This is a genomic window from Dyadobacter pollutisoli (assembly GCF_026625565.1).
Taxonomy (GTDB): domain Bacteria; phylum Bacteroidota; class Bacteroidia; order Cytophagales; family Spirosomataceae; genus Dyadobacter; species Dyadobacter pollutisoli.
The window spans coordinates 2,777,299-2,803,848 of record NZ_CP112998.1 but is presented as its reverse complement, the minus strand read 5'-3'; the positions used below and the strand labels follow the sequence as shown (position 1 = coordinate 2,803,848).

The window sequence follows — 26,550 nt, the reverse complement described above, 5'->3', positions numbered from 1 at the left end:
TGTAAATAGGTGGTGAGGGGTTGTTCAGGGTATTTTCTTAATTTTGAAACTCATCCTGAAAACTCCTCACGCATTGAATTTGATGAAGCCTGACTTTTTTTCAAAATATGAGTGGCGCTATCACCTGGCCATGATGCCGGTGATTTTCGCAGCAGGCAATTACTACTTCATTGGGCCGGATTATTTTACGAATGCTGGCAGTTTCCTGATTGGTACGGGGCTCATTTTTGTCCTTTACTGGTCGTCTGTCGTTGTTTTGACCATTGCCATTCGCAGGATTATCAGCTGGTACCCGAGCGTCGACCAAACACCGGGAAGGATACGAGCCATGTTTTGGCTGATAGGCTCTCTCACACTTCTTCTAACCATGATCTGCGTTGGGTTATACAGCAGCATCCCCGGGACGACAGTTACATTTACGTGGGCCTGGTTATGGCCTGCTATTATCTTTTGTGAGTTTGCCAATTTCCCGCTTTGCGCATTGCTGGGGCTGATATACACGCTGGATCAATGGAAAAAGAACCAGGCAGAAAGCGAAAAGCTCGAAAGGATCGCATCCGAGCAGCAATTTAATCTGTTGAAAGGCCAGGTTAACCCTCATTTTCTTTTCAATAGCCTCAATACACTTTCGTCGCTCATCGGTGAAGACCCGGAGCGGGCGGAACATTTTGTCGAAGACCTCGCCAAAATTTATCGTTACATGCTACAAGCCGCAAAAACCGATCTGGTTTCACTTAACGCAGAGCTTGGCTTTTTACAAACTTACATCCGGCTGCTGCAAGTGAGGCACGGGGAAAACCTCCAAGTGATGCAGCCTGCACATCATCCGGCAGACATTTATGTTCCGCCACTTGTGCTGCAAATAATGGTCGACCACGCCGTAAAACACAATATCATGTCAGCAAATAAGACGCTGACGATACATATTGAGGTTCTTGACCTTCAAAATCTGCGGGTACGCAACAACATTCAAAGCAAGATTCGCACAATCGGTACTGACAAAGTCGGGCTCGCGGCGCTTAACTCCAAGTATCTGGCATTGAGCAGCAGGCAGGTCCTCGTGGAAGAGACCGCCACTGATTTCACGGTCATACTCCCGCTGCTGTCTGACCGGGTACCCGTTTCTCAGGTCATTGAATGAGCGAATGACAGTTCACCAACTTATTTATGCAGTTGATACAACTATCCTGTCTTGCCGATTGACCTGATTTGGTTTTCACCGTATTTTTAAATTTCGGTTGTACATCCGCATGAAATGTAGGATGGAAATCCCGCGCACTGACCCGCTATGGAAAACTTATCGGTTGAAAATTTTTCAGGAACCTTAAACCCGCAAAGCCGTCGTTATTTCGTGCTGATTTTGCCGGTGTTGCTGCTGGTTTTCAACTATATCGTAAGCGGACCGGCTTATTTTACAAACTGGGAGATCTTTGGGGTAGTTACCATATTGAATGGTGCATTGTTTACAGCCGCTTTATTTGCGGTAAATCAGACCAATCAGGAGATATCAAAACGATATGAAGGTCCCGATCATACCCTAAAACGAGCAACGGTGTCGGTGTGCTGCCATACCATTATTTCCGCGTTTTTCTGGGTGCTGATCACCGCGTTGTATGTCCGGATGGATCTTTTTGGGTCAAAACTGAGTGGAGGTACGGTGGTCACTATGTTTCTGATCAGTCTGGCGGTGATATTGATTACGACGGGCCTGGAAGAAACTTACTATGCGATCGGGCGCTGGAAAATGCACGAGGTTAACAAGGAAAGGCTTCTCAAAGAAAATATCAACGGCCAGCTGGAAAGCCTCAAAGCGCAGATCAGCCCGCACTTTCTGTTCAATACATTAAATTCTCTTTCAGCACTCATCACGGAGGATCCTGGCAAAGCGGAGCAATTTGTGGACGAAATGGCCAGGGTCTATCGCTATCTTTTGCAAACTAATCATTCGTCGGTTGATCAGGGCGATTTCAGCCAGCTCACTACTTTGAAAAAGGAGCTTTCGTTTATTGAATCATACAATCACCTTTTGAAAACCAGGTACGGAGAGGGAATGAAGCTGCACATTCACGTAGAGGACCATTTTTTGCAGCACCGCATTCCACCGCTTACATTGCAGCTACTGGTCGAAAATGCAGTCAAACACAATGTGATACGGGTCAGCCGTCCGCTCACGATCTTTATATTGAGCACCACGGACGGGCAATTGATGATCCGTAATAATTTGCAAAAGAAAACCTTCACCGCCGGTGTCGAAAATCTGGAATCGACGCAGGTGGGACTGGCTAATATCATTTCAAAATACCAGCTGCTGGCAGAATATAAGCCAGGTTTGCCTCAGCCGCGCATCGAAAGCAACCATGAGTTTTTTACAGTTACCTTACCATTGATATCCTGATACCGTAATTAATATGAATGCCTTAATAGTTGAAGATGAAGATTTATCGGTTCGCAGGCTTAAAAAGCTACTTGGTGAAGTGGCGCCGGACCTGGAAATTGCCGGTGTTACCGACAGCATTGAAGGTACTGTGGAATGGGTGGAAAGTAACCGCACGGCCGGAAAGCCCGATCCTGATCTGATTTTTTTAGATATAGAACTTTCTGACGGACAGAGTTTTGAGATTTTTAACCGTACCCGTGTCAATAGCACGATCATATTCACGACTTCGTACGACGAGTATGCATTGCAGGCTTTTAAACTGAATAGCATTGACTATCTGCTGAAACCCGTGCACCGCGACGACTTGCTGCGGAGTTTGCAGAAATACGAAAATATGAAGGCCCAAAAAGCACCGGATTCCCTGGCGGGGATCAGGAAGCTGCTGGAAGATTTTCAGAAAAAGTCTGCGGTCGAGTACAGGCAACGTTTTTTGGTAAAACAAGGACAAAAATTGTTGTCCATAGAAGTAGGCGACATTGCCTATTTTTTTACCGATGACCGGTACAGCTTTTTCATGACCGAGTCGGGCCAGAAGCTATTGGTGGATTTCACCATGGACGAACTGGCCGAGGTACTTGATCCTCAGCGTTTTTTCAGGATTAACCGGGGTATGATGGTTACACACAAATCCATTGACAAAATGGACCCATACTTTGGAAACCGGCTGTCGCTCAGCCTGCGTCCGGTGCATTCAAGAGAGGCGTTGGTAAGCAGGGAGAAAGTAGGGGATTTTAAGGTCTGGATGGGGAAATAGTGTATTTAGCTCCAAATCCATTTCCATATGGCCACCACTGCTGCTGGTACGCCCCAGATGGATATTAACCAAAATACACCCGCCATACCTGCGAAAACGTACACCAGCAAATAGTTGCCTTCCAGATAAACGTCTTCGGGTTTGTTGGGATCGTAATAAAGCTTTACTTCCTGCCCGATCTGGTATTCAGGAGGATTTCGGCCCTCGGAACTGTGAAACACATGCTCTTTCCCATCCCTGGTGAAATACCGGACCGAGGGGGCGACGGGATACTTTTTACGGTCTATCCGGTGCATCCCTATGACAACGCCTTGTGTCGCAATGCCGTTCTTGACAAGGCTTTGGTTCCCTTGATATATATAGTAGGAAATGCCGGCAAACAATGCGCCAACGAGAAAAAAGAACAGGACAAAAAAGTCGCCAAAAGGTATTTTTTTGCTCATGACCAGATCCGTTTTTTAGTATATGGTTCTCTGTTGTGCCAGCGCGGATCAGAAGGGCTTGTAATCTTTGACATTCGCCTGTAATTCTTGCAACAGCGCTTTAAACCTTGCTTCGAGTGCTGCATTAAAGGGTTCTGACTCCTTAGCAGATTTAGAACTGAATGCCTTTAAAGGTGCCAGCTCACCCGTGATGGTGGCCCTGTATTTTCTATTTACACATTCTATGGTAAGAACGTACCGTACAGAGTAAACGCCTCCCGACGAGCCCTCGGAACGCGGAACTGTCAGGGAAAAGCTGCCCTGGCTGGCCAGATCACCTGTTTCTTTGTCGGCTACGAGCATTTTATTGTCAAGAGCAGTCTGTGCGAGATATAGGCGTGCACGGCGAAAAAGATCTGCCTGCGTCACATTGCCGCATTCAACAACTTCGGAGTAGGACTTATTATCCTCGTCGGGAAGCGATATGACGATCGGGTCCATGATAGCAGAGCGGTGGATAGATGTTTTGGCGTGAGCTGCTCCGGCGAAGAAGAGCAGCATGAGAAGCGAGGATGGTTTCAACATAATTAGTGTTTTGTGAATTTGTGATAGTCATGCAAATTTGTAAATATCAGAAAGATATCTACAAATAAACTTAGCTACCGGCTGAAACCTATTGACAAGCCGGTCCAATCATCCCCAAGACATTTATTGAAAACTTAATCCGTTCAGCTTTGCGGTCTCGTAAACGTTTACGAAATTGGCTGCCTGAATATGTCCGCTAAATATTTAGCAATAAAATTTACTGGATATTCCTAAACTCTTCAAGCCGGCCCTCCCGATATTCTGTCAGGAGAGCCGGCGTTTTTATGATCAGGGTATGAGCTTGTAAACAGCACCTTTTTCCTGTTCCAAAAGTCTGGTAAGGACGTACAATTCACCGGAAGTATCTTCACCGAAACTGTAAACATGCCAGTAGCCCGGGTCTCTGGAAATCGAAAGTTTTTCGCGGTTCCAGGTGTTATCAGTTCCTTTGGCCAGCAGCCATACCGGCCCCATCATATCGCCAAAAACATATTTTCCAACCAGGCCGGGGATCGCTTTGCCCCGGTACACGAAGCCACCTGTAATGCTAAGTCCTTCTGGGTGAGCATACTCGAAAATAGGGCTGATCGGTTTCTCAGGCTTTTGATCTTCGGCATTGAATGAATGTAGACCTTCAATGGATCTCCATCCGTAGTTCCCGCCTTTCGTAATGATGTCCACTTCTTCGTATTTGTTCTGGCCCACTTCGCCTGCGAAAAGCTGATTGGTTTGTCTGTCAAAACTCATTCTCCAAGGGTTTCTTAATCCGTATGCATAAATTTCGGGGCGGGCATTGGCCGTATTTTTGAATGGATTGTCTGCCGGGATTGCATAGGGCGCTTTGTTGACATCAATGCGCAGGATCTTGCCCAGCAGCGTATTCAGGCTCTGGCCATTGCCATGCTCGCCATGCTTGTCGCCGCCACCGCCGCCATCACCGCTCGAAATGTACAGGAATCGATCGGCCCCAAATTTAAGATCGCCCCCATTGTGGTTTGACTCCGGCTGATCAAAAACCAAAACTTTACGCATGGAAGATTTTTCAGCTAATTGAGGACTAGCCTTGCTGACGGTATATTCCCGCACTTCGGTCTCATGATCAACACCTTTCCGGCCATCCGATTTGACACTGATATAGACATAAAACCTGCCATTGGAGCCATAGTCGGGATGAAAAGCAAGACCTAACAAGCCACGTTCGTCATAGCCTTGTCTTTTCAAAACCTCGCTTGTGATGTCCAGAAACGGGATTGGGGCCAGTTTGCCGCTTTGAATGATCCTGATCCGTCCTTCCTGCTCGCAGACAAAAACAGTGTTAGGCAAACTTTTCGTCGAAGCAAAAGCAGTAGGCAATGTGAGCTCGTCGGTCACGAGCTGCAGCTTGATCTCAGGCGTTTTCACCTGAGCAAACGATGATGTCGAGACGGCGTACAGAAACGCAGTCAGAATGGGACTTACATACTTTTTGAGCATAATTGAAATTGTCTTTTTGAAATACCGCGTTATGCGCCTGATGGAGTAATAAACAATTGAACCAAAGTTACGTAAACGATTACGGAAACTCGGAGTGCGGTGGAAATTTTAGGCAGGATTTCCTGATTTCATGGAAGACTCCCGCACAATCAATATAGGATCGATGACGGTTTTCACGATTTCGGAAGTTTTTACCGAACCATTTTCAATCATATTATTGAGCATGATAAACGACTCCCGGCCCATCAGATAAGTTTGCTGATCGATGGTGGAGATCGAGGGGGTGGTATGCTCGCTGAAAACGTCGTTGCAGAAACCCAATACCCCGAACTGTTCCGGAATCCGGATCTTGTTAACCTTCAATTCTTTGAGGACACCTAATGCCGTGAAATCTTCGGTGGCAAAGATCGCATCCGGTGGCTCGGCGAGCTGCAAAAACTGCCTGGTAGCTTCTCTGCCCGACTCGATAGAAAGGTCGCCGATGTGCATCAGCGTATGATCAAGTGGGATTTTATTGGCTTGCAGGGCCGCTACGTAACCTTTGTAACGGTCATTGAATGTCTTGATAAACAGTGGGCCGGCGATGTGCGCAATTCTCTTATATCCCTGGTCGATCAGATGCTGCGTTGCCTGATAGGCGCCCCGATAAGCATCCAGCACCACCGTCGGAAATGATAAATCATCGGGTACCCTGTCGAAGAAAACGAGCGGGATATTTCTTTTTTGTACTTCCAGGAAATGGTCGTAGTTCAATGTGTTTCTGGACAATGAAACAATGATCCCATCCACCCGCGCGCCTATAAATGTCTGAATACCCTTCACTTCCAGCTCGTAGTCTTCATCACATTCGTGGATCAGTACAGAGTAGCCGTGCTTGCTGGCGAGCTTGGTAATGCCGTGGATCACCGAGCCAAAGAATGCATTTTCGGCAGTCGGAATGAGTACGCCGACGACATTGGTTTTCCCGGACCGGAGCGAAGAGGCGATTCGGTTGGGATTGTAGTTCAGCTTTTTGGCAGTTTCCTTAACTTTTTCCTTAGTGCTTTTACTAATTTCAGGATGATCGCTCAGCGCCCTGGAAACGGTCGCGGCGGTCATGTTCAGTTCAATGGCAATGTCGCTAAGGGTCGTACTTTTTTTCAATGAGTGAATGTATGAGTTAGTGAGTGAATGGAAGCAAGATAGCTTATTTCCCAAGCATACCTTTCAATTTGAGGAAATCGACGGTCTTGGGTAAGAACTACAATCATTAAAAGCACAAAATCCAGTTCATTTCATACTCTATTTTATTAGCCGGTAAATCACCTATTGTCATTGACAGGTAAAGTTCACAGTCGCGTTTCTTTACTAATGACAACATTCCCATAAAATTCGGAAGATAATTGTTAATTAATTTTGAACCTGATTTATCCTTTTTTTTAATATGACCCTTTGTAAAGTAGTTGCGTTTTCATTTTTAATTCTTGCCAATATTCTTTTCGTAAAGTCAATGGCGCAAACTGTTACCGAACTGAAAAAGTTTGAGGTAGCAGAAGCCAAGCAGGCGGTTGCGGTCGATGAGCAATTCTTTTATGTGATCAATAATAGTACGATCCGGAGATATGGTAAGAATAATGGCAAACTGACCGGCGAATGGGATGGTGAAAAAGAAGGGATCAAACATTTGAACAGCGGTGTCGTGATCAAGGGCAAATTGTACTGTGCCAATTCTAACTATCCCGAGATTCCGATGACCAGCTCAGTGGAGATTTTTGATGTAAAAACATTGCAACATATTGGTAACCATAGCTTTGGTATTGCACAACACGGCTCACTCACCTGGATAGATCAAAAAGACGGCTACTGGTGGATCGGTTTTGCACATTATGGCGGGAAAGAATCGAGCGAGGGCAGGGATGTGCGTTGGACTTCGCTCGTAAAATACGATGCGGAATGGCGGGAGACCGAATCGTGGGTTTTTCCCAAGAACCTGGTCGCACTTTTTACTCCCAAAAGCAATTCCGGGGGCGCATGGGGCACTGACGGACTGCTGTACTGCACTGGTCACGACCGTGAAGAAGTGTACGTGATGCAACTGCCTAAACACGGTTACACGCTCGATCATGTACGCACGCTTACCGCGCCCATCCAGGGACAAGGCATTGCAATAGACCATTCGGTCAAAGGACGAGTACTCTTATATGGAATCAACCGCTCCGCGAGTACAGTCACCTTGTCGGAGATCAGGTAATTATTAAAATTTATGAAAACAATTTTTAGCTTTTTTGCAGGTACTGGGTTGTTCCTGCTGGTTTCGGTTGTGCCTCTGCGTACGTTGGCGCAAAGCAAATCTGGTACAAACCATAACAAAACCCTGATCGTCTTTTTTGATGGATTAAGGCCCGACTACATCACACAGGAACAAATGCCCAATTTGTTTGCATTCAGGCAAAAAGCTTCGTTTGGGAAGCATCATCACAGCGTGTTTCCGACTGTTACTCGGGTCAATTCCGCTTCCTATGCCACAGGTTCCTATCCCGGGACGCACGGGATATTAGGTAACAGCGTCTATTTTCCTGAGGTTAATAAGGTAAAAAGTGTCGGAACTACGTACGAGGATCTTACCAGGGTCAGTAACGCGATTTCCGGTCCATTACTGACCGCCACTTCGCTGGGCGAGGTGCTGGACGCTGCCGGGGAAAGTATGATGGTGTTCAGCTCGGGTACCACGGGCCAGGCCTTTTTGCAAAACCATAAGGTAGGCCGGGGAGCCATTGTAAACCCCGATCTGATATTACCAGAGTCGTTTAAATCGCAGGTGATCGCCGAAGTCGGGGCACCGCCTGCTGATGGTACCGAGGATAGCGAGCGTCACAAATGGATCACCGACGCGTTGCTGACATACGGTCTGGCCGATAAAGGCCCGCTGGTGAGTGCAATATGGTTTTCCGATCCCGACGGTGCGGCGCACGAACACGGCATTGGCTCAGATCAGGCTGTGAACGCGATCCGGTTTGTTGACGGGCAATTTGGAAGAATACTGGAAGCTTTAAAAGCAAAAGGACTGGATGAAAAATATAATATCATCATCTCAACTGACCACGGATTTGTGACCCATATCGGTAAGCAAAGCTTGGCTAATTTTCTAATTCAGCAAGGTCTGAAAAAAAGTAAAGAATCGGAAGATGTAGTCGTTGCAGAAGGAGCTTTATATGTGAAAGACCATGATGAAAACGAGATCAAAAGAATAGTTGCTGCGCTTCACAAACAGGAATGGGTCGGCGCTATTTTTACCAAAGCAAAAAATAAAGGAGAAATGAAAGGCTGGGTCGATGGTACCATCTCATTTGACGCTATTCATTACGATCATCCGCAAAGATCAGGCGATATCCTCGTGGCGACAAACTGGAATAATGAGCAAAATAATAGGGGTTATGCTGGTACTGGCTATTCGGGTGGTGTGGCGGGACATGGCGGTTCCAGTCCTTATGAAATTAACATTGCATTATTTGCCAGCGGCCCCGATTTCAAAAAAACATTTACCGGCGAATTACCGACTTCAAATGTCGATATCGTGCCTACCGTCCTTCATATATATGGATTGCCGCAGCCATCGGTAATGGACGGCCGGGTGATGTCGGAGTTTCTGAAAAAGTCCGTGGTGAGCGCCGGTAAATTGAGAAAAGAAACTGTTACCACTGAGTGTAAATACGACTGGGGTACGTACAAGCTGGTTGTTGAAATGTCACTTATGGGTAAATACCGATACTTTAATTATAGCAGGACGCAACGAATTTCTGTCAGATAAATTTTACCATTTAAAAAGGGAAATTAATTGACCACCTGTGTATTTACGTTCTTTGCATTAAATTGAAATTAAAAAATTGAATATTGATTAAAGCTATTTGAGAGAATTGTTTGTAGCGGAAGTACTATTTTGATGTTAAATCATAATGATTACTTTTACAAAAATAATCCACTTGATTTACATCAATTATCTTATGAAAGCAAAAGCAATTAAATTCTTTTCACCAGAGGAGAATAGCACTATCACTAAGAAAGTACAGCCCAAAGTAGAACTTACCGGTTACATTTCAGGCACCGGAAAAATTGTCCTTCCTTCCAAAACTCTTGAAGAATTAGGAATTGAAGCGGCAACAACGAGCTTCAAAATTGGTACCCAAGAGGGTAAAAGAACTTTGAAATTCCTTTACCTGATCCCTTCTTCTGACCCAACCGGAACTTTTCCATTGGTAAAAAGCGGTCGTGGATTCACGATTCCTCTGGAAGTGATTTTGAAAAAAGGCGGAGTGGATTTTGAAAATAACAAATTCAAATTCACTGTTACTCCATTTAATTACGAAGAAGGTGTGGTGGGATACGAACTGGCACTTTCCAGCTCAGAACCCAAACCGGAATACACCGGCAAACCGAGAGGCCGCAAGAAGAAAGCGGACGTTATCGCTGAATAAGAACAAAAGGAAGTCTTAGCAATGGGACTTCCTTTTTGTTGAATCCTACAAGCCAATCTTTTTGCTATTTTGCATGCAAGGCCTCACCGGTGCCGGTGACTACATGGGTACCTGAGGCTGCGATGGGCTGCCTGTACCGCGGTTTCCGATCGCGGGGAAAAAATATAAATAATTTTCTGTTGATGTCCTATTTTAAGAAAGCTATTTGATATAAGTGTGAAGTACAAATTACACTAATCAAATTCTCACAATTAAAACAGCAGCAAAATGGAAGAGTTCATGTTAATTTTCAGACACGAAGACGGCGGTAAAATTGCTTCACCGGAACAGATGCAGATCTGGATGAAACAAACAATGGATTGGATCGGCGGAATCGCTGCCCAGAATAAATTCACAGTCGGAAACGGGCTGCCTTTTGATGATAGCCGGGTAGTTTGGCATAATAATGTCGTGACCAACGGACCTTTTGGCGACATCAAAGAAACCATCGGCGGCTACATTATTGTCAAAGCGGAATCGGTGGAAGAGGCCGTCGAATTTGCAAAAGGATGTCCCGTTTTGCAGGGCGACGGAAATAGCGTGGAGGTTCGGAAAATCGCCAGAGGAGACGGAACCCACTAAGTAACAAATGTCCCTGTCCCCGCAGGATTTCTGACATGGAAACTCAGCAATTAATACCTCATTTGTTTAGAACAGAGTACAGGAAAATTACAGCTGTACTCTGTAAACTTTTTGGTATTGAGCACATTGAAATTGCGGAAGATATTGCCAGTGAAACTTTTCTGGCCGCCGTCGAAACTTGGAGCTATAAAGGTTTACCTCCCAATCCCACAGCCTGGCTTTACGCAGTCGCCAAGAACAAAGCTAAAAATCATCTGACCCATTATTCTATTTTCAATGATAAGGTGGCGGGCCGCATATCCGAAGATGATTCCCTCATTTCCGAGATCGAAATTGATTGGTCGGAGCATCATATTACCGACAGTCAGCTGCAAATGCTCTTTGCGATTTGCCACCCGGTTATTTCCCCCGAATCACAAATAGGACTTGCACTACGCATTCTGTGCGGGTTTGGGATCGATGAAATTGCCGATGCTTTTTTGACCAATAAAGACCTTATTAACAAACGACTTTTCAGGGCAAAAGAGAAGCTGCGACTTGAAAAAGTGCCGATAGAATTTCCCGGCGCAACTGAAATTGACAACCGCCTGCAAAACGTCGCGACCACACTTTATTTACTTTTCAATGAAGGATATTATTCCGAAAGTAAGGACGCGGTTGTTCGCAAAGACCTGTGCCTGGAAGCAATGCGGCTGACTTACCTGCTGATCGAAAACGAACAAACCAATCAGCCGTCTATCAATGCATTAATGGCCTTAATGTGTTTTTATTCGTCCAGATTTGAGGCCCGGAAAAATGAAAACGGAGAAATGATATTGTATCACGAGCAGGACGAAAATCTTTGGAATGCGGAATTGATTTCGCGTGGAATGCATTTCCTCAGTAATGCTGCTACGGGCGATCAAATTTCAAAATATCACATTGAAGCTAGCATTGCCTATTGGCATACGATCAAGGCGGATACGCCCGAAAAATGGGAGCGTATCCTGCAACTTTTTAATCAATTGCTTTACATGGAATATTCGCCGATTGCTGCGCTCAACCGCACTTATGCGCTTTCCAAAGTGCATGGAAAAGCGGCGGCAATTGAAGAGGCGGAAAAGCTGGATTTGAAGGACAATCGTTTTTACTTCGCATTACTCGGCGAGCTTTACAAAGACATTGATAATTTCAAATCCAAAATGAATTTCCACCGGGCACTCGCGCTCGCCAAGACGCAAACTGACCGGCAAACCATTCAAAAGCAAATCGATAAACTTTAAACCGGCTCGGGGTACAATACGCCCAGGCGTAATGCGCGCAACCCGCTAAGTCCCTGCAAATCTTCCAGTTCGAGACGTTCTATTTTCGCATCCAGTGAATTTGTTTCCTGTAAAAACCTGATAAACGGCAGGTAATCGTCCAGGTCGCGTTCGTGGAAATAGATCAATGCAATGGTATCAGGCTGGGTAAGGCGCTCGTCGGTATCGCGGATATGTACCTTGTCAATACGCTTTTTGATCATTTGGTACCTGATATTATAAGCTCCTTCCACATCGAATTTCCGCTCATCTGCCCGGAAGCTAATGTCGATCATGTGGTTGTGAACGAAAATCAGCTGGGTGGTTTTTAACTTTTTAGGCGTCGTATTCTGCAATTGCTGGGTAAGCCTGGCCACCGCGATCATCGAAGAAAGTTGCCACAGCCGGAGGTTTTTCAGGTGAAAATGATTGAATGGCTTTCTCGGACTGATCGACTGCCCAATGTAAATATCGTACTCAATGCCATCTGTCCTGAATTTTTCAAAATAGCATGGATACGATTCCTGTAAAGTGTCTTTTTCGGATTCAAAATAATCATTTACCGCCGTATTGATCATCTGCATGGTTTCTTCCAGTTCGCGGCGGTTCCTGTTGACCCGTCCGCTTGCAGGACTGACCGCTTCCAGATATGAACTGACAATAGGCTCGGCAGCCGGATTTTCGCGGGAAAGATGTCTCAGGTATTCACGGGTATCCTCTGTCAGGAATGTATTGAGATTGCCCTCGCCGGTGCTGTTCAGTTCCCCCTGCACGAGTACCTGCCGCCACTTGCTGCAATTAAACCGCAATTCCTTCATGAGCGAAGAATTGTCGTGTTGATGCAATGTGGTAAGGGTCTCGTCGAGCAGGCTAATGTGATGATCGAGATCCGCATGGATGGCCAGGTTCCTTTCCAGCGTGGAGTTACGGATATCTATCGCGCCATAAAGCGGGTACACGTCTTCGAAATGAATGTTTTCCGTCACCTCGGGCAGGTTCTTCTTTTTCCGGTGGAGCGAATGCCAGGCCGACTCATTGAATTTCCATTGAACCGACGGCTGAATGGAAGTAAATTTCTCACGGATAATGCCCGCCAGTTCCAGATTGAACTCGTCAATGTAGATCTGCAAAAGCTGCGCGATGGGAGCGAAGGCAGGATCCAGTAAGGCCAGTGTTTTCTCGTCAAAACTTTCCCCGCGCCACGTATGCATGCCTAGTACTCCCACGAGCGTCTGATCAAAAAACAGGGGAATTAGAGCCAGCGACTCAACATTGGCATCCCTGAATGGATTCAGAAATGCCATTTGCATTTCATCTTCCCGGTTAATATCAGGCGAGAAAAATGAATTGGGATTGGACGCATAACCTTCTGCCTGTTTTCGGAATGCTTCCGGAGAGAGCCTTTGCTCGCCCCAGATCGAGAACAATATGCCGGTACCGGCTTGCTCGTAGCCATAAACCGCTTCGTTATTGACCCTCACAAAAGGGAAAAGATCAAACTCAATGCGGCTGTTCTGAACGAGCGTTTTAAGGGACAGCAAAACCTGCCGATAACGCTCGGGCGAATTGCCCGGACTACGGTTGAGCCTCAGCCTGGCAATACTTTCGACCGCCATTTTGGTCGTCACATCCGTTACATTCAGTACTGCGAAGCCCCGGAATTGGAACAGGTCAAGCGGTAGCGCATTTTCCAGCAGCAAGTGACCATTGTCCTGGGTAAAGTGATTGTAAAGTTCGACGAAATTCAATTCTGGGAGCTCGCCTTTGGCAGTCACTTCCACGAAATCGGCGTTTACAGTCACTTCGTAGTAGCGGAGTAAGCCCGATGGCTGGTGCATCCACGAATGGATCTGCTTGATTTTGACCGGTACCTCAAAATTATAAAGCCTTTGAAGGATCAATTTATAAACGGCCTGCAAACGTTCGGTTTTGTAGTCTTCGATCGCCCTGCTGACCTCATTATCCTCCGAGTCAGTGGGTTTCGCTTCCAGCAATTCATAAAGCAGGTCGGTGCCGTAAAAGACCCTTGGTACCAGTGGAAAACTCAATCCCCAGGCCACATTCTTTTCCGATGACAAAGCCGGAGAAAGGCTGGCGTAGACGTATTCAAAAAAGTCGCCGTACTGATTCACTTCGTCCAGCGGAATGTCTCCCTTGGGCAAGTCGTGCGTCCTGAAATATTCCAGGATGCTATGGTAAAAGGATGCTTTGATGCTTTTTTCTTCGTGCAGGCGCTTTTCGAGGCATTTTATAAATGGCATTAGTGAAATGCCTGCGTCGACTGGAAAGCCCAATGTCTTGGTGCCCGTAACTTGCATTAATTCGTTTTTCATGGTGGCTATGCGCTTGAAGCTCAGTATAGCCCAAATATAATACACGAACGCCAACCTGAAACTATTGGTACTTTACAAATACACAGGCACTTTACGATCACACGCCAAACTTGCGGATGTTATAAATGAAACTCACCAGAAAATAGCGTTTCAGCACTTTGCTCTGGACATCTTCCACGTAGGAATCCGACGTATTTCTCACCAGACTGCGATTTTGGTTCAATAAGTCAAAAACCTGCAAACGCACTTCGCCTTGCTTGCCTTTGAGAAATCTCCTGGCCAGCGCAGCATTCCAAAGCGTAAATCGTTGGTTGTAACCTGTCGCCCGGCCCGTAGTGGCAGTATAAGTAAGGTCGCTGGTTAACATCCAGTTAAATGGAAGCTGCCAAAGCACATCGGCAGTCGCATATTGTGACCAGTAGGCAGTGTTTTGTTGGGATGAAATGGAATATCTTGCCCGCTGGTAACTCATTCTCCCGCTGACGCCGTATTCTATTTTATCATTATAATTAGATTGAAGGCGAAGTCCCTGTCCCAATGCAAGGTTTTTGGCAAGGTTACTTTGATCGTTGATCAGCCCGGTACTTTTGGTAAAATTCGCATTAGAAGTCAGCGTAGCGGTCAGTTTCAGCAAATTGATCCTTCGGCTCAATGATAAAAAACCATTTGCAGACCAGTAACCTCCCGTGTTGACCGGCTGGGTAGTTTGTGCACCTGAACTGCTGATTCGGGTTGCGGAACTGATCCTGTTGCCGCTCTGATTCAGGCTTCCAAAGAGGAACACACTCTTCTCGCCAGAGCCCGTGGAACCATTGTAAGTCAGGGTCACATTATTATAGTACTCCGGTTTGAGCAGCGGGTTACCGAGCCTGATATTGAGGGGATTGGAGTTATCGGCGACCGGCTGCAACTGGGTAATGGACGGTGGCGTGACCCGGGTGCGGTATTGGAACCTCAGGGTACGGTTACTTGAAAATGTGTAGCTGAACAATGCGCTGGGCAAAAAATGCGTGTAACTTCTGTTCGCAATGGTATCCACAGAACGGTTTTCCACTTTGAGTCCCGCGTTTTGGAGATCAAAACCGAGTGCATAACTGTACCGTAGTCGCCTGATTTGCAAGGTAGTCCCCGCCTTATGGGTCGCAAAAACGCTGGCAAAATGATTGCTTAGCCCCAAATTCGGCTGATCGTAAGCACCGGTTTCTTCGTCAAGGTCAAAAACGTTCCTTCGCTGCATGTTGCGATTGTTCCCGTAAGCATAACGGAATTCTATTTTCTTGTTCAGCGACAATGGTTCTGTGTATGACAATGTCAGCGTATTTTGAAGGTTTTCACTGCTTTGCTTGTTGCGCTGTTGCACCTTATTCTCCACCGGATCCTGACCCAGCGAATCATAAAACTGCTGGTTGGAAAGGTTCATAGCCGCTACATCCTCATTACCCAGCACGGTATTCACATTGGCCGAAAGCGTGCGGCCCTCGCGTTTGAATTTTCGCATGAGCAGGAGGTTGTTGTAACCATTGTAATTGTCTCCATCAGAGTTGTATTTGGTGTTGCCGGTGTTGAGTGGAGTTCCGTTCGAGAGGTAGGAAGCGCTGTTGCTCAGGCTGTTGTACTTGGTTGACTGCAATCCAATATTCGGGGTAATACGCATACTGGTCAGCGAATCGAGCTGGAACTCGAAGCGACCATTGAACCGGTGCCTAGTCACTTTATTTTGAGAAAAATTAGTCTGATCGGTTGTAAAAGGCCTTTCCGGGAGGATGTTGTCCCTTTTGCTGTTTTGGTCGGTGGTGGTTATGGCCTGATTTGCAAAATAACTGACAGCTACTTCCGCTCTTTTACCCCATCTTACTTTTGCACCTTCATTCCGGTAATTGATCCCTGCGGCACGTATCTCGGTAATATTTGAAGGTGTTTGCGGGTTGACGTTACCCTCTCCACCGCCATCGCCGACCATTACCGGCCCGCCACCGTTAGCACCTTGTAATGTGAAATTCTGCTGGTTCAAATTGTTCGCCTGCCCGATCACAGATAGCTGCCTGCCTGGCCCGCCGTTACGGTTATTGAACCGGTTCACATTGAGCCTGCCCTGGTACCGGATATCTCCCTCGCCCGGACTTTTTCCCGCACCCAATGCATTCTGTCCAAAATATCCCTTACCCTTGTCTTTCTTAATGGTCAGGTTAATGGTGCGCTCGCGGTTACCATCGTCAACGCCGGAAAATTGTGACTGATCCGAAGATTGGTCGTAGAGCTGTACTTTATCGACAATATCAGCTGGCAGATTGCGGGTAGCCATTTTGGGGTCGTTGCCGAAAAATGGTTTTCCATCGACCATTACTTTGCTCACTGCCTGCCCGTTAGCACGAATAGTCCCATCGCGGGCTACTTCCACGCCCGGCAATTTTCGTAGCAACTCTTCCACCTGCGCATTGGGCTCGGTTTTGAACGATCCCGCATTGAATTCGAGTGTATCGTGCTTGATCGTAATGGGCGGACGTTCCTGCTTAACCACCACTTCATCCAGCATTCCAGTCTGTTCCTGAATGCGTATCGTGCCCACGTTCACCGGCGCCGATCCCTGTACCACGACCGGGCGGGAGACATTACGGTAGCCTACAAACGTAATGAGCAACCTGTACGCACCCGAGGGCACGTTTTTGATCCGGAAATGGCCGTCCCCATCCGTGAGCGTCGCGGTAACGTATGCTGAGTCACGTTCGGTGAGCAGCGACACCGAGGCAGTGCGTAATGGTTTGCCGGTCAGCGAATCCGTTGCGGTTCCGGTGATTTCAGCTTTGACAAGCAGCTTTTGAGCCTTTGCGCCAACACCGAGGCAGAGGCAAAGTAGTAAGACGTTCAGTAACTTCATTTGAAATGTATTTTCGGGGAAAAACTTAGTTACCTCCACCGCCGACTACACCTGAATTCATCATTTCCTGATGAAAATCAGCCATTGCTTTCTGGCGAAGGTCAGTTAGTTGCTCGGGCGTTACGTTTTGGGCGTTTGAGGGAGGCTGTACCTCTTTTATATCCACGGCATTAGTATTGATTTTCGTCGCCCGGAACTGTTCCTGGCTTCCTTCGATCAGCAGAACCAGTCCAGTTTCCGGCGTGAGTTCGTGCACTGGCGAGTAGGTAACAGGGATCTCTGTTGTGAACCAGACCGTGTAGGTTTCCTTGTTAAATGGGACGGTTGCTTTCTTACATACATGTCCTGCTATTTTTTTAGTCTGATCGGTGATTTGCCAGCCGGTTGCAGGTTGCAGAGGCTTCTCTGATCTGTAAGTTTTGGCCTCTTTTTCTTTGCCAATGATGAGAATAGTGATGATTTTTCGTGTGCCAAGGTCCACGTAAATATGTTCTTCAAACGGGTTGCCCATATTCGTTGTACGCGGAGGGCCACCTCCTGAAAGCCGGTCCTCAACAACTACCATGCGTTTGACCATGTTTTGCTCGTCGCGGTTTTCTTTCACCAAATTTCCTGCAAACAAAACCTTCTGGCCAAAAGTACGGGAATCGGGAACATCCGTCGGGAAATTAGGATCGCCCACTTTCACATCTTCCCCATTAATCTTAAACCGCAGGCGGCTCTGATCTATCTTGCGTGTAACCTCATAACTAATCTGCCCTGACGACTGTGAACGAGCAGGAAGTGTCGCTGCCAGGAGCATTGACAAGCATAAAATGACATACGTTTTCATAAAAATATCCGGTTTAATTGAACGCATCAAATGTCCGGCGATGCTATGTAAGTCACTGGTAAATAGTGTTAAATAGTGTTAAGTGGCTTTTTTGAATTAAATTTGTTAATTGTCAGTGACCAATGTCAGATCGTAGCGTATAGTAGTAAACATCAAATCATTTTTAATGCACACTATGACACATTCGCTCCCCGCATACAACACGACAATTTCGACCAGGATTTCATGGTCGGTTCGTATCGCAGATTTTCTTGAAATCTTTGCAAAATCAATGTCAGACAGGTTGTCCGTGCGCATCCTGACGGATATTAATAGCCGGACAGTCTTTTTTGAAGCGCAACTGGCTTTAATTCCTGAAATGTCAGTCTCCGAAGCTGAGCAACGCATCTCGATGTTGAGGAAAATCTTGCCATCAATGGAAAAGCTTGACACTGCCATTACAAAATTCAACCATCCCGAGATTGCCAAAAGCTTCAAATTGCAAAAGAAGGCGGTATTCAAAATTGAAGCTAAACTTCACCAGATTATCAATGCAAAGTCAGAAATGATTGAAACGCCGGAGTATCTAAAAAGCGGCATTTCTGACTTGGGCCTTGAATCTCTTCCAACCTCATTGTAATCTCCGAATGCCATTTAATAAGGGAGATATTATTGCTCTGGAATTTGAAATGCCAGATACGGGGAGGTGTCATTTAATTACTTATGTGAGGGAAATTCATATTAAGTCCGACAATGGTAATCCATTTAACAAACTTAAATCACAGGCATTAGAACGGCTGCTGGCTCATATTAATGTTGCTGTATTTGACAATTGACGGTCGACCATTGACCATTGTTCAGCATTTTTTGGTTAAAAGAATCTAAGTTAGTTATCTCTCGGTTAAAATGTTAGCCAGTGTTAAATAGTGTTAAACCCCAGAAAACGTGGTTTTTGACTTGTAGATTTGTGACATGAACAAAAGGATACGGTCGATTTTCTGGTTGATGACTGCGTGCATCGTCGCAATCAACGCTTTTCAGGGCTATTGGCTCTGGACGACTTATCTTTTGAACCGCCAGCAGTTTTTAACGACCGTTCAGGATGCCTGGTTTCAAGCCATGGAGGGACAGCAGGTAGCGTCGGCAAGGCAACTTTTTTTCCAAAAAGATGACAAGGAAGTTGCGGTTCCGGGACAGAAACCCCGGCTGCTGATCAGGTACAAGTCGCAGGAAGTCGAGCAGAACAGATATTTTTATCATACCGAAAAAGATGGCCTCGCTCTGCGCGATTTACAAACACCCGGGTTGCCGGCCACAAACACACCGCCCCTGGACCTGTCAGCCGACACATTGGCTTCCAGGCTCTCGAAAAGGGTTATGCGCGGTTGGGCGAAAAATGGTCGTATTGATCTCAAAAGATTTGAAAAAAATTACCGGGCTGAGCTCAAACGTCGCGGGATCGATGTTGAATTCAAGCTGGATTCACTTGTCATTAAGCCGGAAAAAAGAGAAGGATTTATGGTGGTTTTTGACAGTGAGACTTACAAATCACCTGACGATGGCGTGCTGAGGACTATTCCGTTGCCGATCAATCCGCTGAGGCATTTGTTTGTCCAGGCTAGTTTTTTGCAGCCGGTACCTTATCTGTTACAAAGAATGGGGTGGCTGCTGGGCAGCTCGGTCCTGCTGCTGATCCTGACCACGGGTTGTTTTATGCTAATGCTGACTACGATTTTGAGACAGAAAAAATTGGCCGAAGTCAAAAATGATTTTATCAACAACATGACCCACGAGCTCAAAACGCCGATTTCGACCGTCACAGCAGCCATTGAAGCGCTGTTACATTTCGGTGCGTTGAAAGATCCTGTCAAAACGAATGACTACCTCACGATCTCGCAAAATAATATGCACCGACTGTCGGACCTCGTAGAAAAAGTATTGAATCTGGCCGTCGAAGAAAAACAGGAGCTCGAATTGTATCCTGAGTCAATCAACTTGTCGGAACTCGTCGGTACCCTCGTCGCTGACCATCGCGTGAGAGCAGTGAAGCCGGTCAATTTTAAACTGGATATTCCGGAAGCGGCGACGGTGTCGGTGGATAAAGTTCACTTTGGCAATGTGCTTAACAATCTGATCGACAACGCCATCAACTATTCCGAAGAGCAGGTGGTAGTGCGAATGAACTACCGGCAGGAGCAGGATGGCTGGCAACTCGCCGTGGCCGACAATGGCATTGGCATACCAAAAGTATACCATACCGTTATTTTCGACCGGTTTTTCAGGGTACCGACCGGTAATCTGCACGCCGTGAAGGGGTTTGGTCTCGGGCTGGCGTATGTGAGGCAGGTGGTGGAGCGGCACGGCGGAAGCATTCGCGTTACGAGTGAGCCGGGAAAAGGAAGTGAGTTTATTTTAAAATTCTGAGTAATGTCAACGGTTTTACTGATAGAGGATGAGCCTGCCCTGGGGATGATTGTAAGTGACAGTCTGGGTGTGCGTGGTTTCAAGGTCATTCATGCTGGGAATGGGGCAGAGGGCCTGAACCTCTTCCGGGAGCACCAGCCGGACATAGTAGTGGCCGATGTAATGATGCCGGAAATGGATGGATTTACGATGGCCGAACTGATCCGTAAGGAAAATCCGAACATACCTATTATGTTCCTGACAGCCCGCTCGCAGACCGCCGATGTGGTCCGGGGATTTGAACTGGGAGGAAATGACTATCTGAAAAAACCATTCAGCCTCGACGAATTGATCGTGAGAATCAATGCATTACTGCGCTCCAAGCCAGCAGTGCAGGCTGTTTTGCCCGCATTGTTCAACATTGGCCGGTACCGGTTTGACCCGTCCAGACAAAAACTGATGCTGGACGGACAGGAAGTCCTGCTTTCGCACCGGGAAGCGGAGTTGCTCAGGAGACTTTACGAGCAGCGCAATCAGGTGCTGGAACGCAGCAGCGTCCTGACTGAGCTTTGGGGAGACGACTCATTTTTTAATGGGCGTAGCCTGGACGTTTTTATCACAAGACTACGCCGGTACCTGCGGGAGGATGCCAAAATTCAAATCATTAACATCCGTGGCATTGGTTATAAACTCATCATTTAACGTTCAGACCGGTTTAATGTTCTGATTGGTACAGAACAGGTTATTAGGGTCGTACTTGCCTTTGATTTTTGTCAACCGGTCGTAATGATCGCCATATGTTGCTTTCACACGTTCAGCTCCTTCTTCCATCATAAAATTAACGTAAGAGCCTCCTGCGGAAAACGGGTGCAACTCCTGCCAGTAATTTCTCGCAAAATTGCTGATCCTGTCCTTATTTGCAGCCTCGGGGTCGACTCCAAAAATCACCATTGCCCAGGTTGCATCGCGGTAATTCCAGGCGGTGGCATCTTTGGGAACGCGGGAAGCAGCCCCATTCACAGGATATAGGTGCATGCCTGAGAAGAAGTTGGGGATTTTATTGGCGTTACTAATGTGTATATCAATGACCTCAGGCGTGAGTTCTTTCACAAAATCACCCTTCCAGTACCATTGCATTCCCGGTGTGAAAAGATCGTCGAACAGGCTCTGCATCACCGGCATAGGTAGTAGTCCCACCATGTCAATGTCCGGCTTTTTGAAGGCGCGTATCGGTTCGAAAACGCTTTCGGCCTCATCCAGGTCTCCGGTGTAGCACCATACCACTCCGCACATAATTTCAAGGTGGTGCTCCTCGGGGAACATGGGTGCGGGAGGGATCTGATGGAATGCAAAAAAGCCGTTGATATTGTCAGGGGCCTGTTTAATGAAGTCCTGGTACCAGTTCATCATTTCAGTTGTGTCTTTCATGTTATAAAACATGGGCCCTCCATACACCGTGCCGATAGGGTGGGCGCGAAATAAAAAGGAAGTGATGACCCCGAAGTTGCCGCCACCCCCGCGGATCGCCCAGAACAGATCACTATTTTCGTCGGCCGATGCGGTGACTACACGGCCATCGGCCAGTACTACATTTGCTTCCAGGAGGTTATCGATGGTGAGGCCACATTGGCGGGTAAGGTGACCGAGGCCGCCACCCAGTGCAAGGCCGCCAATGCCCGTGGTGGCATTGATTCCTGACGGTACTGCCAGTGAAAACGGGTGCGTCGCCACATCCACGTCACCCAGTCTGCATCCGCCTCCAACCCGAACGGTACGGGCTTCGGCATTGACCTTAACAGTATTCATGGTCGACAAATCAATGACTAACCCTTGGTCACATACGCCGAGGCCCGCTCCATTATGTCCACCACCCCGCACGGCCAGCGGAAGACCGTGTTCCGCGGCGTAATTAACAGCTTTGCTGACATCTTCGTCGTCAACACATTGAATGATCAACGCCGGAAATTTATTGATCGAACCATTGTAAACCTTTCTGGCGGTCTCATAATCGGGATCCACGGGAGAAATAACTTTGCCGTGAAAGTGAGGCATGGACTGAACGGGGGCATTTGTTTCCATAATCAGGGGGACGTTTAAGTGAAATGAACAGGCATACTGAAATTGTGACGCCAATGGCGACATACCCTTTGATGTGACGTTGAGTGAACCGGATAAGCAGATTACAGAGCAGCTGATCGAACCTGTTCTTTCCGGTAGTTGAGTGGTGAGGCACCGAATTTATCCTTGAACACCCTGCTGAAATGCGAACTATTTTCGAAGCCACATTCCATCATGATATCATTAATGTTTTTCTTGGTCGTATTGAGCATGAGCTGGGCGTATTCCAATCGTTTGTTAATAAGCCACTTAGATGGTGTAGTGTAAAACAGGGACTTAAACTCCCGCTTGAATGTCGCCAGGCTTCGATTGGCAATCTTGGCGTATTCTTGCAACGAGAGATTGTACATATAATTCGTCTCCATCACTTCAAACAGTGACGTTTTCTGCCGGTCGGCCAGGTTATTCAGGTAAGAAACCAGCGCGTGATTGCGCTTGTTGCTCAGTATGGAATAGACCAGCTCACGGAACCGCTCTTCCAGCAATTCTTCGTCCGCAGGAGGCTGCTGTGTAAAAGAAGACAACATCACCTGCCGGAAGTCGGCAGTCATTTCGTTGACTTCCAGTTCAAAAATATAGTCGCTGGGATGGCTGATCAGCGATTTGCCCTTATAATATTTATAATAATCCTTAATCAGCGGTCGCAGGTAGCTGTCAGGGATATACAGGTTCATCGATCGCCAGCCCTCATCCAGATATAGCTCCTGGTTGAAAGCCCCTTTTTTGAAAAAATAGCAGTTGCCCTCTTCCAGCAGCCACGATTTGCCAGGACGGTGCAGGAGTTTTTTACCTTTGATCACAAAGGACAAAATATTGAAATTTGTAAAAATATCTACCCGCTTGACAGCCTGCGGACAGTCATAATAAACAAATGTCATTCCTTTGCAAGTCAGCTGCTTATAGACCTCGGGCTGGTATTTTAGAAATTCATATCCATTAATCATCGCGGCAGTTTTTTAACTGGTTATGAATGAGGGGGAGGGCACTGATTAAATCAAAATTAAACTAATTTTTTGAGCCATTCTTTGCTGTGAGAGTCAAAAAAATGACTGTGAGGGTCAAAATTTCAGAAAAATCCCGCAGGAACAGACGGAACGTTTTTACCACCCGTTCATTTGCGGGGCAGTTTGCCGATAGCCTCTCGTGATGCGGCCGAAAGCTCGCCCGTATGTGCGACATCGTTCACGGCTATCTGGATCGGGACGGATATTTCGGAAGGGATAATGGAATAATTGTAATCTTCACTATTGATCCTTTTATCGGCGAGCAACATGGTCAGTTCAGCGATACCTTCGAGATCCGAGATAATAGGTACCGGCTCAAAAGTGACGTTGTAATCGGTAATGTCGCGGTCGGCGTTGATGCAATTATTGAAAATATGAAAAACAGGCGCACTTTGCGGCGGTACTTCCATCGAAATGCCTTGTACCAGGATCCCATTCTGTGATTCAATACTTTCGGAAATGAAAACGGTGCCGGGAGGAAAGACGACAACTATCGGGCTACCGGTAGTATTGGCAAGCTGAATGCAGAAATGAACCGCAGATCCGCTTCCGAAGACACGCTTTTGCTTCCTTGCTTCGTCAATGCATTCCAGGTCCCAATGCGGCTTTCCTATTACTTTGATACCGGCGGGATAGGTAAATGTTTCACCGTAAGGCCGCATTTTGGATGTACCGAAGTCTGGGGCCGATGCCTTTAATTCGTCCGGGATCGGGGCAGAATGAATGCAGCCGAGCAAAGCGGCCACAACGAGAATAAGATAAATGTAGGATTTCATGGCTATTTTAAGTTGATGGTTCAAAATTAAACAAGGCTTGGTTTTCAACCATTTGGAATCCCGTTCAAGCGTAGTTACGGTGGTATGAAATGCTAAACTGAATGTATAAAGTGATTTTGGGCGGAGTTGGTTAATGACGGAGATCCAGGCGATTGAATATGCAATGCCTCGTATCCTTCAAACCATTTTTTCCTCAATTCATAATGATTTTCTTCCGTTTCAACTCATCTGTGATTGGCACGACGGGGTGTTAAGCTCAAATTTGTAGTGTTAACACAGTCCGGAATGTGCTCTGACACATCACAGTTTAAACTTATCGAAAGCCATGTTAAGAAAAATAATGAAATGGACGGGGCGTGTCCTGCTCCTGCTGTTGCTCCTTGTGATCGGTTACTATACCAAGGCCTACATTTCCGTCGAAAACAGACGTCAGAAAGTATACACTATCAAACCGCTCCACCTCGACATTCCCACCGACTCGGCGAATATCGCGCTTGGTAAAAGACTGGTAACGGTAAAGGGCTGCGACGATTGCCACGGAAAAGACCTGGGAGGCCGCACAATCTTCGAAAAGGAGGGAATGGGAAGGCTTGTTGCCAGAAATCTTACCAAAGGCGAGGGCGGACTACGTCCGGGATTCGGTACCGAAGACTGGATACGCGCCATTCGCCACGGTGTACAGCCCGATGGGAAACCGCTTATTTACATGCCAGCTGGTGATTATAACCAGCTCAGCGAGACCGATTTGAAGGCCATCATTGCATACTGCTCGCAAGTGCCGCCCGTAAATCGCAAACATCCTGATTCCGAAATCGGCCCCGGCGCGACCATAGCAACCGATCTGGGTGCGCTGAGCCTGTTTGAGGCGGAATCCATTGACCATACCTTACCACCTCCACCTGCACAGGAGGAAAAAGTAACGGCTGAATTTGGCAAATATGTAGCGCTGGTTTGCACACACTGTCACCAGCCCAATATGAAAGGAAAGCCTGAGGAAGACGGTACGCCGGATATTTCTTCAACAGGTAAAAGTGCAAAATGGACCGACGAGCAGTTTTTCCGGACATTACGCACCGGAAAGCGCCCGGACGGAACTGCGCTGAAAGCACCTATGCCCTGGCAAATGACCAGCGCATTCTCAGACACAGAAATGCGTGCACTCCGCATGTACCTGAGAAGCATATAGTACCCTGCCGATTGATCACAAATAGTATTAAACGACAATATCAGCCATGAAAGAATAGCTCTCAATTATTTTATCGCTCTTTTTACCAGGTTTTTCAGCCTGTAAAACGACTGACAATGCCATTAATCCCGAAACTGGCCCGAATGAGCAAAGCGGCACAGGCGTTGTTACCGAAGCAGGCAAGCCCGTTGGTGCGCCGGTGAGTGCAACCATAGAGCCGGGTGGTGGAAAGATTTTACGAGCCGGGTTTCTCACATTGGGTATCAAATTATAAATCGAACCTCTCTTAATGTCCCGTATTCTTGATGTTCTCGACCTTAATGTATAGCTCTATCATGGAAACCACTTTCAGTTTTTCAAAGATCCTGGCCTTGTAAGTACTCACGGAGCTCTCGGTAATGTGCAGGGTTTGGGCAATTTCCTTCGTCCAACGGCTGTCAAGAAGCATTTCCATTACTTCCAGCTCGCGCTGCGAAAGCGTTTCCAGTGGATTGGAGTGGCCTTTTTTTTCGAACGAGTTATTGATCAGCTGCCTCTGAGTGCGCTTGCTCATGAAGCCACCTACATTCATCATTGCATGTATCGCATCGCGGATATCATTGTTAGAGGCCGATTTGGAAATAAAACCACTGACACCGGCTTTGAGGTAGTGAATAGCATAAAGTTCTTCGGGCAGCTGGGTCAGCACAAGGATCGGAAGGTCCGGCTGGATTTCGCGGATCCTGGTAATCATGCGGAAACCGTCTCCCTGAGGAATCAAAACGTCCATAATCAACAGGTCCAGCGGGTTGGCTTCCAGTATTTGAATTGCATCGCCGAAAGAGGAGGCTTCATAAAACTCGAAAGAACTTTCGACTTCGCTGATCAGGTACCTTATGGCAAGCCGGACAATGCCGTGGTTTTCAACATGTAATATTTTTTTCAATGTCAGTGTGTTAAATTGCTGTTGTGTGAATAGTGCAGCCAAATTTACAATCCATGAATAAAATCGTTTGTAGAAATATTACTGCATACCGTATAG

At 46.8% G+C, this 26,550-nt stretch carries 24 protein-coding genes; 12 read left to right on the top strand and 12 right to left on the bottom strand.

Translation table 11 applies throughout. The features are described 5' to 3' along the window. Window positions 1-43 precede the first annotated feature (43 nt). From ON006_RS11585 to ON006_RS11575, 3 genes are all read left to right on the top strand, one after another. Window positions 44-1,141: a sensor histidine kinase gene (locus ON006_RS11585; protein ID WP_244819948.1), complete on the top strand. Its 1,098-nt coding sequence runs from the start codon at window positions 44-46 to the stop codon at window positions 1,139-1,141. Between the two features lie 147 nt (window positions 1,142-1,288). Next, window positions 1,289-2,395, top strand: coding sequence for a sensor histidine kinase (locus ON006_RS11580; protein WP_244819947.1), 1,107 nt, complete (start codon window positions 1,289-1,291; stop codon window positions 2,393-2,395). Window positions 2,396-2,408: 13 nt separating this feature from the next. Continuing rightward, window positions 2,409-3,191, top strand: a complete 783-nt coding sequence (locus ON006_RS11575; RefSeq protein ID WP_244819946.1) for a LytR/AlgR family response regulator transcription factor — start codon at window positions 2,409-2,411, stop codon at window positions 3,189-3,191. Between the two features lie 5 nt (window positions 3,192-3,196). Here ON006_RS11575 and ON006_RS11570 read toward each other — a convergent pair whose 3' ends face one another. The 4 genes from ON006_RS11570 to ON006_RS11555 form a co-directional block, all read right to left on the bottom strand. After that, a complete protein-coding gene (locus ON006_RS11570; protein ID WP_244819945.1) occupies window positions 3,197-3,634 on the bottom strand; it encodes a DUF3592 domain-containing protein in 438 nt (145 codons plus the stop codon). Window positions 3,635-3,682: 48 nt separating this feature from the next. Further along, on the bottom strand, window positions 3,683-4,198 hold the full coding sequence (locus ON006_RS11565; RefSeq protein WP_244819944.1) for a DUF4468 domain-containing protein: 516 nt from the start codon (window positions 4,196-4,198) through the stop codon (window positions 3,683-3,685). A 288-nt stretch (window positions 4,199-4,486) separates the two neighbouring features. Further along, window positions 4,487-5,671, bottom strand: a complete 1,185-nt coding sequence (locus ON006_RS11560; protein ID WP_244819943.1) for a PQQ-dependent sugar dehydrogenase — start codon at window positions 5,669-5,671, stop codon at window positions 4,487-4,489. 108 nt (window positions 5,672-5,779) lie between these two features. Continuing rightward, window positions 5,780-6,814, bottom strand: coding sequence for a LacI family DNA-binding transcriptional regulator (locus ON006_RS11555; protein ID WP_244819942.1), 1,035 nt, complete (start codon window positions 6,812-6,814; stop codon window positions 5,780-5,782). Window positions 6,815-7,094: 280 nt separating this feature from the next. Between ON006_RS11555 and ON006_RS11550 the strand changes: the two genes are divergently transcribed. From ON006_RS11550 to ON006_RS11530, 5 genes are all read left to right on the top strand, one after another. Further along, window positions 7,095-7,901 (top strand): hypothetical protein, encoded by an 807-nt coding sequence (locus tag ON006_RS11550; RefSeq protein ID WP_244819941.1) that lies wholly within the window; start codon window positions 7,095-7,097, stop codon window positions 7,899-7,901. A gap of 12 nt (window positions 7,902-7,913) precedes the next feature. Continuing rightward, window positions 7,914-9,458 carry an alkaline phosphatase family protein gene (locus tag ON006_RS11545; protein ID WP_244819940.1) on the top strand — a complete coding sequence of 515 codons (1,545 nt, stop codon included), beginning with the start codon at window positions 7,914-7,916 and terminating at the stop codon, window positions 9,456-9,458. 193 nt (window positions 9,459-9,651) lie between these two features. Continuing rightward, window positions 9,652-10,122 (top strand): hypothetical protein, encoded by a 471-nt coding sequence (locus ON006_RS11540; protein ID WP_244819939.1) that lies wholly within the window; start codon window positions 9,652-9,654, stop codon window positions 10,120-10,122. A gap of 279 nt (window positions 10,123-10,401) precedes the next feature. Then, the gene (locus ON006_RS11535) at window positions 10,402-10,743 is read left to right on the top strand and encodes a YciI family protein (protein ID WP_310590189.1); all 342 of its coding nucleotides are present in this window, start codon (window positions 10,402-10,404) and stop codon (window positions 10,741-10,743) included. A gap of 35 nt (window positions 10,744-10,778) precedes the next feature. Beyond that, the gene (locus ON006_RS11530; protein ID WP_244819937.1) at window positions 10,779-12,005 is read left to right on the top strand and encodes an RNA polymerase sigma factor; all 1,227 of its coding nucleotides are present in this window, start codon (window positions 10,779-10,781) and stop codon (window positions 12,003-12,005) included. On the opposite strand, the gene ON006_RS11525 is transcribed toward ON006_RS11530, so the two are convergent. The 3 genes from ON006_RS11525 to ON006_RS11515 all read right to left on the bottom strand — a co-directional run bounded on the left by ON006_RS11525 (window position 12,002) and on the right by ON006_RS11515 (window position 18,063). After that, the gene (locus ON006_RS11525; protein ID WP_244819936.1) at window positions 12,002-14,356 is read right to left on the bottom strand and encodes a GAF domain-containing protein; all 2,355 of its coding nucleotides are present in this window, start codon (window positions 14,354-14,356) and stop codon (window positions 12,002-12,004) included. The two genes, ON006_RS11530 and ON006_RS11525, sit on opposite strands and share 4 nt — an antisense overlap. 97 nt (window positions 14,357-14,453) lie before the next feature. Continuing rightward, window positions 14,454-17,231, bottom strand: a complete 2,778-nt coding sequence (locus tag ON006_RS11520) for an outer membrane beta-barrel protein (protein WP_244819935.1) — start codon at window positions 17,229-17,231, stop codon at window positions 14,454-14,456. Between the two features lie 25 nt (window positions 17,232-17,256). Next, window positions 17,257-18,063: a GLPGLI family protein gene (locus ON006_RS11515; RefSeq protein WP_244819934.1), complete on the bottom strand. Its 807-nt coding sequence runs from the start codon at window positions 18,061-18,063 to the stop codon at window positions 17,257-17,259. Between the two features lie 175 nt (window positions 18,064-18,238). Between ON006_RS11515 and ON006_RS11510 the strand changes: the two genes are divergently transcribed. The 3 genes from ON006_RS11510 to ON006_RS11500 all read left to right on the top strand — a co-directional run bounded on the left by ON006_RS11510 (window position 18,239) and on the right by ON006_RS11500 (window position 21,147). Then, window positions 18,239-18,682 (top strand): hypothetical protein, encoded by a 444-nt coding sequence (locus ON006_RS11510; protein ID WP_244819933.1) that lies wholly within the window; start codon window positions 18,239-18,241, stop codon window positions 18,680-18,682. A 332-nt stretch (window positions 18,683-19,014) separates the two neighbouring features. Further along, window positions 19,015-20,466, top strand: coding sequence for a sensor histidine kinase (locus ON006_RS11505; protein ID WP_244819932.1), 1,452 nt, complete (start codon window positions 19,015-19,017; stop codon window positions 20,464-20,466). 3 nt (window positions 20,467-20,469) lie between these two features. Next, window positions 20,470-21,147 carry a response regulator transcription factor gene (locus ON006_RS11500; RefSeq protein ID WP_244819931.1) on the top strand — a complete coding sequence of 226 codons (678 nt, stop codon included), beginning with the start codon at window positions 20,470-20,472 and terminating at the stop codon, window positions 21,145-21,147. A 3-nt stretch (window positions 21,148-21,150) separates the two neighbouring features. Here the strand turns inward: ON006_RS11500 and ON006_RS11495 are convergent, their stop codons facing one another. The 3 genes from ON006_RS11495 to ON006_RS11485 form a co-directional block, all read right to left on the bottom strand. Continuing rightward, window positions 21,151-22,524: an FAD-binding oxidoreductase gene (locus ON006_RS11495; RefSeq protein WP_244819930.1), complete on the bottom strand. Its 1,374-nt coding sequence runs from the start codon at window positions 22,522-22,524 to the stop codon at window positions 21,151-21,153. Window positions 22,525-22,625: 101 nt separating this feature from the next. Beyond that, window positions 22,626-23,507 carry a helix-turn-helix domain-containing protein gene (locus ON006_RS11490; protein WP_244819929.1) on the bottom strand — a complete coding sequence of 294 codons (882 nt, stop codon included), beginning with the start codon at window positions 23,505-23,507 and terminating at the stop codon, window positions 22,626-22,628. Window positions 23,508-23,674: 167 nt separating this feature from the next. Beyond that, window positions 23,675-24,343, bottom strand: coding sequence for a hypothetical protein (locus ON006_RS11485; protein ID WP_244819928.1), 669 nt, complete (start codon window positions 24,341-24,343; stop codon window positions 23,675-23,677). Window positions 24,344-24,668: 325 nt separating this feature from the next. Here ON006_RS11485 and ON006_RS11480 point away from each other — a divergent pair, with 325 nt between their 5' ends. After that, window positions 24,669-25,529 (top strand): c-type cytochrome, encoded by an 861-nt coding sequence (locus tag ON006_RS11480; protein WP_244819927.1) that lies wholly within the window; start codon window positions 24,669-24,671, stop codon window positions 25,527-25,529. 27 nt (window positions 25,530-25,556) lie between these two features. On the opposite strand, the gene ON006_RS11475 is transcribed toward ON006_RS11480, so the two are convergent. Next, window positions 25,557-25,742 carry a hypothetical protein gene (locus tag ON006_RS11475; RefSeq protein WP_244819926.1) on the bottom strand — a complete coding sequence of 62 codons (186 nt, stop codon included), beginning with the start codon at window positions 25,740-25,742 and terminating at the stop codon, window positions 25,557-25,559. Between the two features lie 73 nt (window positions 25,743-25,815). After that, window positions 25,816-26,454 (bottom strand): response regulator transcription factor, encoded by a 639-nt coding sequence (locus tag ON006_RS11470; RefSeq protein ID WP_244819925.1) that lies wholly within the window; start codon window positions 26,452-26,454, stop codon window positions 25,816-25,818. Between the last annotated feature and the right edge of the window lie 96 nt (window positions 26,455-26,550).

Coding starts and splice junctions, on each gene's coding strand:
- ON006_RS11530 (WP_244819937.1), top strand. CDS start 10,779: ATGGAAACTCAGCAATTAATACCTCATTTGTTTAGAACAGAGTACAGG.
- ON006_RS11575 (WP_244819946.1), top strand. CDS start 2,409: ATGAATGCCTTAATAGTTGAAGATGAAGATTTATCGGTTCGCAGGCTT.
- ON006_RS11500 (WP_244819931.1), top strand. CDS start 20,470: ATGTCAACGGTTTTACTGATAGAGGATGAGCCTGCCCTGGGGATGATT.
- ON006_RS11495 (WP_244819930.1), bottom strand. CDS start 22,524: ATGGAAACAAATGCCCCCGTTCAGTCCATGCCTCACTTTCACGGCAAA.
- ON006_RS11550 (WP_244819941.1), top strand. CDS start 7,095: ATGACCCTTTGTAAAGTAGTTGCGTTTTCATTTTTAATTCTTGCCAAT.
- ON006_RS11540 (WP_244819939.1), top strand. CDS start 9,652: ATGAAAGCAAAAGCAATTAAATTCTTTTCACCAGAGGAGAATAGCACT.
- ON006_RS11580 (WP_244819947.1), top strand. CDS start 1,289: ATGGAAAACTTATCGGTTGAAAATTTTTCAGGAACCTTAAACCCGCAA.
- ON006_RS11545 (WP_244819940.1), top strand. CDS start 7,914: ATGAAAACAATTTTTAGCTTTTTTGCAGGTACTGGGTTGTTCCTGCTG.
- ON006_RS11525 (WP_244819936.1), bottom strand. CDS start 14,356: ATGAAAAACGAATTAATGCAAGTTACGGGCACCAAGACATTGGGCTTT.
- ON006_RS11560 (WP_244819943.1), bottom strand. CDS start 5,671: ATGCTCAAAAAGTATGTAAGTCCCATTCTGACTGCGTTTCTGTACGCC.
- ON006_RS11510 (WP_244819933.1), top strand. CDS start 18,239: ATGACACATTCGCTCCCCGCATACAACACGACAATTTCGACCAGGATT.
- ON006_RS11485 (WP_244819928.1), bottom strand. CDS start 24,343: ATGAAATCCTACATTTATCTTATTCTCGTTGTGGCCGCTTTGCTCGGC.
- ON006_RS11480 (WP_244819927.1), top strand. CDS start 24,669: ATGTTAAGAAAAATAATGAAATGGACGGGGCGTGTCCTGCTCCTGCTG.
- ON006_RS11520 (WP_244819935.1), bottom strand. CDS start 17,231: ATGAAGTTACTGAACGTCTTACTACTTTGCCTCTGCCTCGGTGTTGGC.
- ON006_RS11535 (WP_310590189.1), top strand. CDS start 10,402: ATGTTAATTTTCAGACACGAAGACGGCGGTAAAATTGCTTCACCGGAA.
- ON006_RS11505 (WP_244819932.1), top strand. CDS start 19,015: ATGAACAAAAGGATACGGTCGATTTTCTGGTTGATGACTGCGTGCATC.
- ON006_RS11475 (WP_244819926.1), bottom strand. CDS start 25,742: ATGGTTGCACTCACCGGCGCACCAACGGGCTTGCCTGCTTCGGTAACA.
- ON006_RS11490 (WP_244819929.1), bottom strand. CDS start 23,507: ATGATTAATGGATATGAATTTCTAAAATACCAGCCCGAGGTCTATAAG.
- ON006_RS11565 (WP_244819944.1), bottom strand. CDS start 4,198: ATGTTGAAACCATCCTCGCTTCTCATGCTGCTCTTCTTCGCCGGAGCA.
- ON006_RS11570 (WP_244819945.1), bottom strand. CDS start 3,634: ATGAGCAAAAAAATACCTTTTGGCGACTTTTTTGTCCTGTTCTTTTTT.
- ON006_RS11515 (WP_244819934.1), bottom strand. CDS start 18,063: ATGAAAACGTATGTCATTTTATGCTTGTCAATGCTCCTGGCAGCGACA.